We start from the raw sequence: 15,184 nt of genomic DNA, 5'->3' as shown, positions 1-15,184 counted from the left end.
AACATGAAGACTAGTTTTGACAATACCGAAGTGGCATTGGCTTTAAAGTCAAATTCAGAACTTAATAGAGCACTTTTTCTTTTTGAAATTATACGACGTGAGCCTTTGATAAAAATAGGAAGTGTAATTACCAAAATTTCACTTAAAGCTCATTTACCGGTTGAAAAATTGATTAGATTAACTATTTTTAATCATTTCTGCGGAGGAGAGTCTGAAGCTGACTGCTTAGCTGTAATTGATAAAATGTACTCTAAAAATGTTCATTCTGTATTAGATTTTTCAGTAGAAGGAAAAAAGGAAGAAAATCAATTTGAAATTGCAAAAAATAAAATTCTAAAAAATATAGAATTTGCTAAAAATAATCAAGCCATTCCTTTCATTGTTTTTAAACCAACAGCTTTTGGTAGTATAAATATTTTTAAAAAATTAACTGAAGGTAAACTCCTAAACTCAGGAGAAAAAAAACAATGGAATAATATCAAAAATCGTTACAATCAGGTTTGTAGAAAAGCGTATGATTGCAACGTAAAAGTATTAATAGATGCTGAAGAAAGCTGGATGCAATGCGCTGCTGATGAACTTGCTGAAACAATGATGTCTAAGTATAATAGGAAAAGTACTACTGTATATAATACTCTGCAACTATATAGACATGACCGATTTGATTATTTAATAAATCTACATAAGAGAGCAGTTAAAAGTGATTATAATATTGGAATGAAACTGGTTCGCGGAGCTTATATGGAAAAAGAACAAGAAAGAGCATTAAAATTAGGGTATAATGACCCCATTTGCAAGGATAAAGCTACTACTGACTCCCTATTTAACCAAGTTATTATATATATGATAAAAAACTTAAATAATATGTCTATTTTCACAGGTACACATAATGAAGAAAGTACTTATTTAGTATTAAAACTAATGGAAGAGAACAATATTTCTATAAAAGATAAAAGAGTATGGTTTGGGCAGCTTTTTGGAATGAGTGATCACATTAGTTACAATCTTGCTAAATGCGGATATAATGTAGCAAAATACTTACCTTATGGCCCGGTAAGGGATGTAATACCATATTTGCTAAGAAGGGCAGATGAAAATATCTCTATTACAGGGCAAACTTCAAGAGAGCTTGATTTAATAAAAAAAGAAATCAAAAGAAGGAAAGTAAAAATTAAATCCTGACAGAAAAAAACATTTTAATGTCCTAAACAATCGAATGATGATAATCATCAGATAACACTAATAAAGTGGATGTTTTCTATTCAATTATTTTTGAGACATTTGAATAAAATAATATTAAATAACTCTCCTTTTGTGACAGTATCCAAAATTTTGTGTAAACAAAACTAAACTACTCTGCACTGCAAGTGCAGAGGTTTATGATTACTGGGGACTGAAAGTCCCCTTTACTATTCCAATATAAAATTGGAATTATCACTCGAATCCCGACGATGATGTTCCAAATATTCATTGACCATCTCTTCAGTAATATTACCCGTACTCCATACACCGTAACCACTTGCCAAAAAATGCTGTCCCCAATAACGCTCTTTCAGCTTGGGGAACTCTTGCTGGAGCTTCCGAGACGTCCTGCCTTTCAGCTTTTTCAATATAGTGCTCACATTCAACCTTGGGGCATATTCAATGTGCATATGAACATGGTCCAAACTAACCACCCCCTTCAAAATCTCGATGCCTTCAGACTCGCAAATTTGGATTAAAAGCTCTCGACAACGGATTTGAATGTCACCTCGAAGCACTGTATAGCGATATTTTGTAACCCAAACTATATGACAGGTTAAATAACTTACTGTATGACTACCCTTTCTCTGATAACTCATATCCCGAAAATATAGATTTTTTCGCAATACTAAAGTGCTGCAATAAATTGCAGGGTTTAAATCCCATTTCTCAGACCAATTAAACAAAAAATTAGGCGGGGTTTTAAAACCCCGCCTAATTTCTGTTTACACAGTTTTTTGGACACTACCTTTATTCACCTATTATTTAAAAGCTAATCTATTTGCCTCCCTACTAACGGCATTTTAAAAGTAAAAGTGGTTTTATCATCATTAGATTTTACACTTACTTCACCATTGTGTGCTTTAGAAATCTCAGAAACGATATAAAGTCCTAATCCTAGTCCTGTTTCATTTTTAGGATTCTGTTCTTTATAGTAAGGTTTAAAAAGATTGTTTATTTTTAGGTCAGATATTTTTTCTCCTCCGTTACTTACAGCTATTTCAAAGTTTCTATCCACAATCCCTACCGAAACATTGATTGGCTCTTCTCTACATCCGTGTTTTAATGCGTTTCCTAAAAGATTGGATAATAATTGAGCTAATCTATGTGGATCGCACAACACACTTTCATCTAGCTTGAAGCTACTTATTATTTCCCTAGAAGGATCTAATCCCCTAGCCTCAGCAATTACTTGCTTTAATTCAGTTGTCAATTTTTTACGATTGCGATCAAGCTTTAATTTAATACCGTCACCTAAATGACCTTTAGCAAAATCTAATAAATTAGTTATCAGCTCTTGCATTCTATAAGAAGATGCTTTTATTATTTCTACTTGTCTTAATATTGGTTTTGGAAGATCTTGTTTTAAAATAATATCTGCAGATAATCTGGTTGTACCTACTGGATTTCTTAAATCGTGACCTAAAACAGCTATAAAAGTTTCTCTAAGCTCTGCTATTTTTTGTTCCTCTCTAAGCGCAAGCTTAACAGACCTAAGCTCATCTGCCATCTCTAAGTGTAAAGAAAGTAAATCAGCATACATCTTAAACATTTCTAAAACCTCAGGACTCTTTAGTTTTGTAGGTTTAGCATCTAAAGCTAATAATGTACCAAAAAAGTCTTTATTCTTACGATAAATAGGAACTGCTATGTAACTTTTATATCCATAAAGTGAAGGGCTTGGGTGTGAAGAATAATACAAATCTTCATTAGCATCTTCTATTATTACTTTTTCACCATGCTCCCTTATTTCATTACAAATCGTGTTGTTCAATTCTAATTGATCGCCAGATTTTAACTTGAAATTTATTTTGTCTATTGAACTACAAGCAACCCAATTCTTATCTGTAACTCTAGAAATTGCAGCAAATCCCATTCCTGTAGTCTTACAGATAACATTTAGAATAGAAGGAACAATTTTTATTTCCTGAATGGAATCCACATCCATTTGGATATCAATATCTAATTCTTGATACATATATTCTTTTGATGGTTAGTTTAGTGCTTAATAGGTCAAGCAAGCTAAAATAGTATTTAAATTTGATATACTTAATATGGTTTTATAATAGATTTTAAAAAACTATTAATCAATACGTATCAACTATTTAAATCAATTCCCAAAAGAGCTTAAACTCCTACTTACAGCAAAAAGCATCCATTATCTCCATGACTAACATTCCTTCATCAACAGAACACGGATTTTTATGGCCATTTAAAAAATAATTTACAGTCTTGGAAATCATCGGTTGCTGTATATGTGTCGGATTCTTATACGTAAATTTCTCATGTTTTCCATTATTCAACTCTAAACGGACAACTTCACCATAAAATGAAAATGAAATAGTTCCTTCCTCTCCATAAATATTACCAATACTTCTGTTCTATTCGAGATAAAAGCGTTCTATGTGTTTTTTATACTCGGATGTAACATCATGGATCGATATGCAATTTATATAAGCGTACATCTAGATTCTAATTTTGCCTTTTATACTATATGATTATGGTAAGAGAATTTTGTAATAATTTTATAGAAACACTAGACTCTAACAAAGGCTTATACTCACCATCAATTTGAGAATCAAAAAAATTTCCTTTTACACTTATTAAATCTAATTTTTTAGTTTGGTAATGCATTACATCCTTTAAATATATATGCTTTTTAAAAAGCATTAAAACTCCAAACAATAACAACTTAACTTTATGCATTTTAGGGACTATTAGCACATCTAACAAACCATCTTGTAAACGTGCTTTTGGTGTTAAACTAAAGTTGTAACCTAACTCATTAGAATTCGATATAAATATAAGAAGTGGTTCTTTATAGTACTTAATACCGTCAATAATAACCTCCATAGAAGCTTCATTATTATTATTGCATTTTATAAATGTTCTGAAGCATGCCTTTAAATAACTCTTTAGATTACGTTTTTTAGATTCCTCGTAACTCCTAACTACTTTAGCATCAAATCCAAAACCAGTATTGCTAAAAAAGTACATTCCATTACAACATCCAACATCTATCTTTGTTGTTATTTGGTTTTTGATCACAGTCAAGGCTTTTTCAATATCCCGAGGGATTTTTATATTTGAAGCCAACCCATTCCCTGATCCTATTGGAATGATTCCTAGGATGACATCTGTATTTACCAAGATAGAAGCTACCTCATTAACAGTTCCATCTCCACCACACGCAACAATAATTGTTGCTCTCTCTTCTACAGATGCCTTAGTCAGTTCTATTGCTTCTTTCTTATAGCTTGTATATTTAATCTTTATGTCATACATATCCATAGGGAAATAAGCTCTTAAAAGATTCTCGCTAATACAATTATTTCCTTTACCAGCAATCGGGTTTATTATAAAGTGAATACTTTTCATTCCGCCAAACTTTTTAAAGTTAGCTTCCCGCTAGTATATAATTCGTCTGCCGTTTGGTAATAGGAAATTGTTTTATCTAAAAAAGAATTTGACAGTTTTTGCTTTGAAAGTTCATTGGTATTATTATCCCATTTATAGAAGTTAGCTGTCTTTTGATCTCCAAGTATCATTACATCATCTCCATTTAAAAGTCCTAGCTTTCTATAGTTACCTATAAATGCTCTTCCGTCTTCTAAAGAATCTTTAATTATATCTTTACCAAAAAAATTCGAAGTATACTCCCAATCTAGATATCCGAATAGAGTTGGAAACAGATCGATTTGGGAACATAACCTTGATATTTCTTGTGGTTTTGTATTCGGAAGATTGTATATCATTGCTGGTATATGATAATTATTTATGTCCAACTCCCATCTGCCTGCACTACTCGCGCAATGATCACTCATAATAACAAATACTGTATTTTTAAACCAAGGTTTTGATTGTGCTTTTTTTATGAATTCTCCGATGGCATAATCAGTATATTTCACAGCACCGCTTCTACTACTTCCAGAAGGAATATCAATTCGCCCGTCTGGATACGAATATGGTTTATGATTAGAAGTGGTCATTATAAAATCAAAGAAGGGCTCCCTTTTTTCATAGTATTGATCTGCAACTTTCAATACTATATTATAAATATCTTCATCGCAAACTCCCCAAGCATTTTCAAAAGTTACTTCATCATCCTCAATATTTGTTCTTGTCGTTTTTATATCATCTCCAATAAGAAATCCACGTCCTCTATCCACTATATTAAATCCATTTCCACTAAAAAAAGTGTTCATATTATCAAAATAACCATCGCCCCCATAAAAAAAGTTACGTTGATATCCCTTTCCTTTAAATACTTCACCAATTGTAAACATCCCAGTATTGTTCTCTCTTTTCACGATACTTCTACCAGGTGTTGGCGGTATTGATAAGGTAATAGCTTCCATTCCTCTTACCGTTCTAGTCCCTGTAGCATATAAATTAGAAAATAAGATGCTCTTTTTAGAAAGCGCATCTAAATTGGGCGTAATAGGTTCTTCATGTCCAAAAATCCCTAAGTATTTAGCACTTAAGCTTTCTATACAAATAAAAATCACATTCGGTTTTAATATTTTTTCGATTGTATCGTTAACTTCAATAGTTCTATAAAGAGGATTCTTTTGTTTATTTATTACTTTTCCTGACCTAGCATATTCTTCTGTAATAAGACCATATGTTTGCTCTTTAGATAAGGTTTTATAGAATTCTGTAAAAGATAATTCATTATTTCTAAAAGCAGCAAAGAAAGAATAGATTCCTGATTTTGAAAGCTCGTTATTATATCGATTAACTGACCAATCCGCGTCTTCATTAGAGATGAAAATTGTAAAAAACAAAGCAATTACTACCCATGGAATTGCGATCAGTAATTTATTTTTCAGAAGAATTTCAGAAGAAAACACATCGTTAAAGACTCCTAACTTATGAACTAAATAAAGAGTCGCTACAACTAATAATAACATCGCAGTTATTAATAATGGCAACGGATAGGATTCATTGATGTTTTGTACCACCTCATAAGTGTAAATAAGATAGTCTACAGCAATAAAGTTAAACCTTCTATGGAACTCATCCCAAAAGGTAAATTCAGCAAAAAAAGAAAAATATAAAGTTAATATGCCAATCGAAAAGCCCACGTAGGTAGCTATACGATCAAGAAGACTTCCTATCCAATTATTTGGGATTATAAGTAAGTATACCGAATATGGAATTACAAAAAATGAAATCGTTCCAATATCAAAGAAAAGTCCATTAACAAATACTTTTAAGAGGTCTAAAAGACTTTTATCTGTTTCTGAAAAATTCCAAATGAGAAAACTTGCTCTCACCAAGAATGAGAGAATTAAAAATATTAACACGAAAGTTTTTAATAACTGAAAGCGTTTGGGGAAAATTTTATACTTCATAATTTATTGTTTCTTCTAAATTTATGAGGTAAAAATATGTGCAGAATCTAAAGGAAATTTAAAGACGTATTTACTATCATAGCATTACTAAAATGTAGAATCTTATTCCCAGAAAAATAATATCAAGCTGAATATTGTTTAATGACAACGTAAAAAAGTATTTGCTATAAAAATTGAGAAGGAATAATCTGTTATAAAGGAAACTAATTGAAGAAATTAACAGAAAAAACATGTAATCCGCTTCTAAAATGGTAGCTAACTTTAAAATTGTATAGATCACATATTTTCTTAACGATAGCTAAACCTAAACCTGTAGATTTAATACTTTCATTTTCCCTATAAAAACGATTAAATATCTGATCCGCATTTAATATCGAATTTGTTCCTTGGTTGCTTATAAATAAACTATTAGATTTAGTTTCTATAATAATTTCTCCAACACCCGAATTGTGTTTTATTGCATTAGATATTAAATTATTACATAAAATTTGTGCTAAATATAAATCCATAGTGACTAATAATTCATCCTCCTTATTATACTGAATCACTTGGGGAGAAATCTCTTTGAAATTTTTCAAACTTTCCTCTATCAGAAAAGCGATAGAAATCTCTTTAGCATTTAGAAACTGATTATTCTCAATCTTGGTTAATAATGTTAGTCCCCTATTCATTTGAGTAACTCTTTTTATATCCCTCTGAATCGAGGTCAATTGAGTGTATTGTTCATCGCTTAATGGATCTCCATTTATTATATTATCAACTTTTACTTGCATAATTGATAATGGAGTCTGCAGTTCATGAGATACATCTTCGGTAAATTGCTTTAAATTGTTGTAATCGGCACGTACTTTACCCGTTAACTCTTCTATTTGATAGTTTAGTTCGCTAAACTCTTTTATGTCTGTCGATTCTAACATTATTACTTCTCTATTAGTAATAGAAAACTTTTTAATTTCTTGCAGCGTACTAAAAAATGGCTTCCATAGGTATGAATTTCCTACTCTATTGAAGTAGAAAAGTATAATAAAAACTAGTAAAATAATAACTATATAAGAAACGATGATAGCTATTAATATGCCTTCAGATTCTACCACTAAATCTCTGACAACTATCTTATAATTTATTCCTTTAATTTCTTTAAAGCTTGTGAGCTCCCTAAAAACCTCGTCTTCATTCTGAGATGGATCAAATATTAGTGTATCCTTAATCGTTTCTTTAGAAAGTATAGGCGTAGAGTTTACTTCAACTACTGGGGGTAAAGAAAACGGTGCAGCTCCTTGTGCTAACAAATGTTCAATTCTGGCTGTAGTAGAATACAACTCCTCTTCAATTTCTTCCCGTAAGATACTACGAACATAAAAATAAAGCAAGACTGCACTAAGACTCATCAGTACAATACTAGATATAATAAATATACCTGAAGTCTTTTGTATGAGTCCTATTTTATTTTCTTTACTCATTCATCTATAAATTTATAACCACTTCCATAGGCAGTTTTAATATATTTTGCTCCTTCTTGAGTAAGTTTCTTTCGTAAATTATTGACATGAACATATATAAAATCAAAATTATCTATTAAATCGCTATTATCCCCCCATAAATGCTCTGCAATAATTTCCTTAGACAAGACCTTATTTTTATTAATTATAAAAAATAATAATAAATCGTATTCCTTCTTCGTCAACACAACCTCTTCTTTATCTACGGTGACTACATGACTATCAGTATCTATTTTAATTTCATTAAACATAACAACATTGCCACCCCCAAACTTCTGCCGTCTTAAAATTGCTTTTACACGAGAATTTAGTTCTGCTAAATGGAATGGCTTTGTAAGATAATCATCCGCTCCAAGATCTAAACCTTCTAGTTTGTCATCTAATGAATTATTAGCTGAAATAATAATTACCGAAGTAATAACACCTTGTTTTTTCTTTAATTCCTTTAAAATATCAATTCCGCTCCCCGTTAATAAGTTAATATCGAGAATCACAATATCATATTCATATATAGCTATTTTATAAGAAGCTTCATTAAAATCTGAAGCAACTTCACAAACATTACCTTCCTTTTCAAGATATGTGGCGATAGATTGTTGTAAAGAAAACTCATCTTCTGCTACTAATATTTTCATAATACTAAATTTAGCATTTCATTTAAAAAAAGACCTCTTAAATAAACTTTATATTTCACCCTATACTAATAATATAAATTTAACTATCATAAACAAAGAACCTTATATCACCCCAAATATATTCCTGAATTCTAAAGCTAATTTAAAGAATACTATATTTTTAATATATATAACTTAATTACCCAACTTATAACTTAAAATCTAAACCCCCAATCCGTTAAAAATTATACAAATAAACTACATCAAAGTATTTTTTTATACTTTTGCAGTAATATGAAGAGTTTTTCACATAAAATATTAGCAATTTCCTTGGCGATTTTAGTGTTTCTCACTACAACGTCATTCCAAATGGATATGCATTATTGTGGAGATACTCTAGTAGATTTTTCTTTATTTCATGGTACTAGTTCATGTGGAATGGAAAAACACCAACAATCGAAAACCGATTGTGATATTGAAATTTCTAAAAAATCTTGTTGTTCGGATCAACAAATAGTGAACAAAGGGCAAGATAATTTTAAAGCTTCCTTTGATAATCTAACTTTCGAGCAGCAGACTTTTATTGCTTCTTTTTTCTATTCTTACCTTAATTTATATAATAGTTTAGAAGAAAAAATTATTCCTTTTAAGGATTATACTCCTCCCCTTATTATAAAGGATGTACAAAAACTACACGAAACATATTTAATCTGATTTTTTTAAACAGTATCCCCATAATTTATGGGGCGATTTTACCTTAATGGCTCTTATCATTAGGGAAACTATATTGTATTTGAATTTTTGACACTTCATAAATTCATTGTTTTATAACTGTTTAATTATCAACTTATATGCTAAATAAAAGCATTAAATTTCTTATAGAAAACAAACTAGTAGCCGTATTATTATTGGTTCTCTTTGTTGGCTGGGGGATTGTAAACGCCCCTTTTAACTGGAATACTGGTATCCTCCCTTCAGATCCTGTAGCTGTTGATGCTATTCCTGATATTGGTGAAAACCAACAGATTGTATTTACAAAATGGGAAGGACGGTCTCCTCAGGATATCGAGGATCAGATAAGTTATCCGCTTACTTCTACTTTATTGGGTATTCCTGGTGTAAAAACAATAAGAAGCTCTTCCATGTTTGGGTTTTCTAGTATCTATATCATTTTTGATGAAGATATAGAGTTCTATTGGAGTAGAAGTCGAATTCTCGAAAAACTAAATTCACTTCCTAGTGGATTACTTCCTACAGATGTAAATCCAACACTTGGCCCAGATGCTACAGGATTAGGTCAAGTGTATTGGTATACTTTAGAGGGGCGAGATAAAGACGGTAACGTTACTGGAGGATGGGACTTACATGAATTAAGGAGTGTTCAAGATTATTTCGTTAAATATGCCCTTTCCTCTGCTAGTGGTGTTTCCGAAGTTGCTTCAATAGGTGGTTATGTACAAGAATATCAGATTGATGTAGATCCAGAATTAATGCGTCAATATAACGTACAATTAAATGAAATTGTAAACGCTGTTAAGAATAGTAATAAAGATATAGGAGCGCAAACATTAGAAATTAATAAGGCGGAATATTTAGTACGCGGATTGGGATACGTGAAGTCGATTTCAGATATTGAAAATGCCGTTGTTACTTCTGAAGATTATGTATCTATAAAAATTAAAGACATTGCTAAGGTAAATTTAGGTCCTGCTCCTCGTCGTGGGGTTTTAGATAAAGAGGGTGCAGAAGTTGTTGGCGGTGTTGTGGTAGCAAGACATGGTGCCAATCCTATGGAGGTAATCAATAATGTAAAAGATAAATTACAAGAAATTAAGGCTGGCTTACCTTCTAAAACGCTGCAAGATGGGCGTACTTCGCAACTTACAGTTGTTCCTTTTTATGATCGATCTGAACTTATTCAAGAAACATTAGGAACTCTCAATGAAGCGCTCACTTTAGAAATATTAATTACCATTTTAGTAATTCTAGTGATGGTTTTTAATTTACGTGCTTCCATACTTATTTCTGGATTACTCCCTGTTGCAGTACTAATGGTTTTTATTTCCATGAAACTTTTTAATGTAGATGCCAATATTGTGGCACTTTCTGGAATTGCCATTGCTATCGGTACTATGGTAGATGTTGGAGTGATTCTCGCTGAAAATATGATTCGTCATTTTGAGGAAGATAAACTGTGCTTTGATGATGACGGAAGGAGATATACAACTAACGAAGTGGTTTACAATGCAACTTCAGAAGTTTCTGGAGCCATCTTAACTGCAGTACTAACTACCATTATCAGTTTTATTCCTGTTTTTACAATGATAGGTGCAGAAGGAAAACTGTTTCGTCCCCTTGCGTTCACCAAAACAATGGCGCTAGCAGCATCATTAGTAATTGCACTATTTCTAATCCCTCCCTTTGCAGCCTTTCTATTTAAGAAAAGAGAAGTAAGGAAATTTACAAAATATGTAATCGGGAGTATCTTAATTCTTTTAGGACTTACCGCTATTTTCTACGGATATTGGTTAGGACTTATATTAATAGCTTTTGCAGGGATCGACATATGGTTTATAAAAAGTAATAAAAAAGAATATGATTTACAGTTCTTTAAATACAATTTAAAACTAAATCAGAATATTTTTAATATTATAATATCTGTTCTTGCTATTGTTTTTCTTCTTGCTGAATATTGGAGACCGCTAGGATTTGATAGAAGTATTGTTATGAATCTCATTTTTGTTTCTATAATATGCTTCGGACTTTTAGGTGTGTTTTCCATTTTTAGAAAGTACTACGTAAGTATTCTACAATGGGCACTAAATAATAGAATCTTGTTTTTAATAGTTCCAACAACAGTATTGATTCTAGGAGCTATTATCATGAGAAATACAGGAAAAGAGTTTATGCCAGCTCTCAATGAAGGTTCCTTTTTATTAATGCCAACCTCATTACCTCATGCTGGTGTTGAGGAAAATAAGCGGGTTTTACAAAATCTCGATATGGCGGTTGCTGGTATTCCTGAAGTGGAAACAGTGGTTGGTAAATCTGGTCGTACAGAATCTGCCCTCGACCCTGCTCCTCTTTCCATGTACGAAAACATGATTCAATATAAATCTGAATACATGCGCAATCAGGAAGGGGAACTTCAGCGCTATAAGGTGAATGAAGATGGGCTTTTTATATTGAAAAATGGAAAACTTGTTCTCAATCCAAATAGTAAAGAAAATACTGAAACGACATATAAAGCTTCAGAAATTGAAAATCCTAAATATATAGACAATACAGACCTTGTTCCTGATGATGATGGTGAGTATTATAGAAATTGGAGGCCTCACATCAATAATCCTGATGATATTTGGAACGAAATTATCAAAGTCACAAAAATCCCTGGGGTTACTTCTGCTCCAAAACTTCAGCCAATAGAAACCCGATTGGTAATGCTCCAAACTGGAATGCGTTCTCCAATGGGTATAAAAGTTAAAGGTCAAGATCTAAATGAAATCGAAGCTTTTGGAAAGAAACTAGAAACTATTATTAAGCAAGCTGAAGGAGTAAAAAAAGAAGCTGTTTTTGCTGATAGAATTGTTGGAAAACCCTATTTATTAATTGATATAGATAGAGCACGATTATCTCGATACGGAATTACCGTTGAAGATGTTCAACAAGTATTGCAAGTTGCTGTTGGTGGAATGCCCTTAACACAAACCGTAGAAGGTCGAGAACGTTATGGCATCCGAGTAAGATATCCAAGAGAACTCCGCGGAAACGCTGATGATATAAAGGATATCTATGTTCCTGTGGAAAAAGGGAGTCCAGTGCCGCTGGGAGAGCTCGTAAATATTAAATATGAGCAAGGGCCACAAGTAATTAAAAGTGAAGACACTTTTTTAATTGGTTATGTTCTGTTTGATAAAATAGATGGTTTTGCTGAAGTCAATGTCGTTGAGAATGCTCAAAAATTGATAACTAGTAAAATTGAAACTGGAGAACTTAGTGTTCCAAAAGGAATTACGTATCAATTCACAGGAACTTATGAAAACCAAATACGGGCGGAAAAGACATTGTCTATCGTTGTTCCTTTAGCACTACTAATCATTTTTATGATTTTATACTTTCAGTTTAAATCTGTTTCTACATCACTTATGGTTTTTACGGGAATTGCTGTTGCATTTGCTGGAGGTTTTATAATGATTTGGCTCTATGGGCAAGATTGGTTCTTAAACTTTAGCTTTTTTGGAGAAAATCTCCGGGATCTCTTCAATATGAAAACTATAAATCTTAGTGTTGCCGTTTGGGTAGGTTTTATAGCGCTATTTGGAATTGCAACTGATGATGGCGTTGTAATGGCGACTTATTTAACACAAACATTTGAGCGTAAAAATCCTGTGGATAAAAAAGAAATCCGTTTGGCAGCATTGGAAGCTGCAAATAAGCGTATTCGTCCTTGTTTGATGACTACCGTTACCACAATATTAGCGCTCTTACCAGTTTTAACTTCCACAGGAAAAGGAAGTGATATTATGATTCCAATGGCTATTCCAATATTTGGTGGAATGGTTATCGATGTTACCTCCTACTTTATAGTCCCTGTATTGTATAGCTGGAAAAAAGAGTTTCAATTAAAAAGACAAAACGCATGAGATATACATTCATAATAGGAGCCTCTTTGTTGATTATGACCAAGGTCTCTGGGCAAGATTTAAACGCTTATATCGAAGAAGCGATCGATAATAATCCTGAGATACAGAGTTTTGATTTACGTTATCAGATTGCTGAAGAAAAAATAAATGAAGTAAATAATGTTCAAAATACAGAATTCAGCGCTGGTTATTTTGTTAGTGAACCAGAAACTAGAACTGGACCACAACGTGCAAAATTATCAGTAAAACAAATGCTTCCATGGTTTGGAACTGTTGGTAAGAGAGAAGATTATGCTGCTGCAATGGCAGATTCTGAATATGTAGAAATGGTTATCGCAAAGCGAAAATTAGCTCTTTCTGTGTCTAATTTATATTATATATTATATGGAATTAGAGCTAAACAAAATGTATTAGATGATAATTATAATTTACTAAAAACCTACGAACAGCTGGCTTTAACTGCTACGGAAGTAGGAAAAGCAAGTGCTGTGGATGTTTTACGACTACAGATAAGACAAAATGAAGTTCAACAAGAGAAAGAAGTGCTCATGCAAAAATCTAAGGGAATTCAAGCTGCTTTAAATAACTTGCTGAATAGAAACTATGATGAAGAAATCCTTGCCGTTTCTGATTTAGAAATTCCTGATGAAGATCCCATTCTTGGCTATGATGCTCTTTCTTTAAATCCAGAATTACTAAAATACGATAAGCTTTATGAGTCGGTTACGCAATCGGAGAAATTAAACCAAAAGGAAAGTGCTCCAAATATTGGTTTCGGACTCGATTATATTGCAGTTTCTGAGCGTACCGATGTAGATCTTTCTGATAACGGTAAAGATGTTGTTATGCCGATGGTTTCACTATCTATTCCTATTTTTAATAAAAAATATAAATCCATCAGTAAGCAAAACGAACTCCGTCAGCAGGAAATTAAATCTCAAAAGGATAGCAAGTTAAATGTATTACAGTCTACATTCTCTAAAGCTATATCGCAGAGAAATGAAGCTAGAATTAAATTCAATCTTCAGAAAAAAAATCTTAAGCAAGCAAAGTATGCGGAAGATATATTAATTAAAAATTATGAAAATGGTACGATCGATTTCAATGATGTTCTCGACATTCAAGAGTTACAATTAAAATTCGGAATCAATCAGATTGAAGCGATTCAGGAATATTATACCGAGTCAGCACTCATTAATTATTTAATAGACTAAAAAATAAATCACAAGAAATAATCATAAATCAAATATAAAATCATGACACATTTTAAAAAACAAATCGTAGTATTATTAGCATTAGGTGTTTTTACTATCTCCTGTAAAGAAGCAACCGATAAAAAGCGTGACGATGCAGAAATAGCTTCAATTGCTTTTAAAAATGATATCGCTGATAAAGTATTTCAGCATTACAATCATATTAAAACTGCACTTACTAAAGGTGATGTTCAAGAGGCAAAAAGCGGAGGTAAAATGCTTTCGGAAACCATCAGCAATAACTATTTAGATATTTCTAATTTAAGTAAAGAAATTGCTACTAGTGAAAATATTGAAGCTCAACAAAAAGCCTTTTCTAAGCTTACAGCAGCAATACAGCCATTTTTAGAGTCTAATATTTCAGAAGGAGAGATATACAAACAATTCTGTCCGATGGCATTTAATAACGAAGGAGCATATTGGTTTTCAAAAGAAGAAAATATAGTAAATCCATATTTTGAAGGAAAAATGCTAACATGTGGTTCTGTAAAAGAAGTTATTAAATAAATCTAAATACCATCATCAGTAAAATCTAACAAGATAAAAAGAGTAACTAATACAAATAGTTTTCTCTTT

The 15,184-nt window shown here is 31.9% G+C and carries 11 protein-coding genes; 5 read left to right on the top strand and 6 right to left on the bottom strand.

What is annotated here, in order from left to right:
• Positions 1–3: 3 nt before the first annotated feature.
• The gene (locus tag ACN0TY_RS08205) at positions 4–1,182 is read left to right on the top strand and encodes a proline dehydrogenase family protein (RefSeq protein ID WP_417444084.1); all 1,179 of its coding nucleotides are present in this window, start codon (positions 4–6) and stop codon (positions 1,180–1,182) included.
• A 227-nt stretch (positions 1,183–1,409) separates the two neighbouring features.
• Here the strand turns inward: ACN0TY_RS08205 and tnpA are convergent, their stop codons facing one another.
• The 6 genes from tnpA to ACN0TY_RS08175 form a co-directional block, all read right to left on the bottom strand.
• A complete protein-coding gene (gene tnpA, locus ACN0TY_RS08200) occupies positions 1,410–1,841 on the bottom strand; it encodes an IS200/IS605 family transposase (RefSeq protein WP_417444083.1) in 432 nt (143 codons plus the stop codon).
• Positions 1,842–2,014: 173 nt separating this feature from the next.
• Positions 2,015–3,220, bottom strand: coding sequence for an ATP-binding protein (locus ACN0TY_RS08195; protein WP_417444082.1), 1,206 nt, complete (start codon positions 3,218–3,220; stop codon positions 2,015–2,017).
• A 512-nt stretch (positions 3,221–3,732) separates the two neighbouring features.
• Positions 3,733–4,620, bottom strand: coding sequence for a diacylglycerol/lipid kinase family protein (locus ACN0TY_RS08190; protein ID WP_417444081.1), 888 nt, complete (start codon positions 4,618–4,620; stop codon positions 3,733–3,735).
• On the bottom strand, positions 4,617–6,599 hold the full coding sequence (locus ACN0TY_RS08185) for an LTA synthase family protein (protein ID WP_417444080.1): 1,983 nt from the start codon (positions 6,597–6,599) through the stop codon (positions 4,617–4,619). Before ACN0TY_RS08185 ends, ACN0TY_RS08190 begins: the two co-directional genes overlap by 4 nt.
• A 203-nt stretch (positions 6,600–6,802) precedes the next feature.
• A complete protein-coding gene (locus tag ACN0TY_RS08180; RefSeq protein WP_417444079.1) occupies positions 6,803–8,059 on the bottom strand; it encodes a sensor histidine kinase in 1,257 nt (418 codons plus the stop codon).
• Positions 8,056–8,733 (bottom strand): response regulator transcription factor, encoded by a 678-nt coding sequence (locus tag ACN0TY_RS08175; protein WP_236959670.1) that lies wholly within the window; start codon positions 8,731–8,733, stop codon positions 8,056–8,058. Before ACN0TY_RS08175 ends, ACN0TY_RS08180 begins: the two co-directional genes overlap by 4 nt.
• A gap of 273 nt (positions 8,734–9,006) precedes the next feature.
• Between ACN0TY_RS08175 and ACN0TY_RS08170 the strand changes: the two genes are divergently transcribed.
• The 4 genes from ACN0TY_RS08170 (at position 9,007) to ACN0TY_RS08155 (ending at position 15,115) form a co-directional block, all read left to right on the top strand.
• Positions 9,007–9,426 carry an HYC_CC_PP family protein gene (locus ACN0TY_RS08170; protein ID WP_417444078.1) on the top strand — a complete coding sequence of 140 codons (420 nt, stop codon included), beginning with the start codon at positions 9,007–9,009 and terminating at the stop codon, positions 9,424–9,426.
• 137 nt (positions 9,427–9,563) lie between these two features.
• Entirely contained in the window at positions 9,564–13,355 is a 3,792-nt protein-coding gene (locus ACN0TY_RS08165) for an efflux RND transporter permease subunit (protein ID WP_417444077.1), read from the top strand.
• A complete protein-coding gene (locus ACN0TY_RS08160) occupies positions 13,352–14,569 on the top strand; it encodes a TolC family protein (protein WP_417444076.1) in 1,218 nt (405 codons plus the stop codon). Before ACN0TY_RS08165 ends, ACN0TY_RS08160 begins: the two co-directional genes overlap by 4 nt.
• A gap of 42 nt (positions 14,570–14,611) precedes the next feature.
• Entirely contained in the window at positions 14,612–15,115 is a 504-nt protein-coding gene (locus tag ACN0TY_RS08155) for a DUF3347 domain-containing protein (protein ID WP_417444075.1), read from the top strand.
• The last annotated feature ends 69 nt before the right edge of the window (positions 15,116–15,184 follow it).

The organism is Joostella sp. (genome assembly GCF_048266025.1).
In the GTDB taxonomy this organism is placed as follows: Bacteria; Bacteroidota; Bacteroidia; order Flavobacteriales; family Flavobacteriaceae; genus Galbibacter; species Galbibacter atrarenae.
Note: the sequence above shows the minus strand (reverse complement) of the source record. Positions and strands in the feature narration are given on the sequence as shown.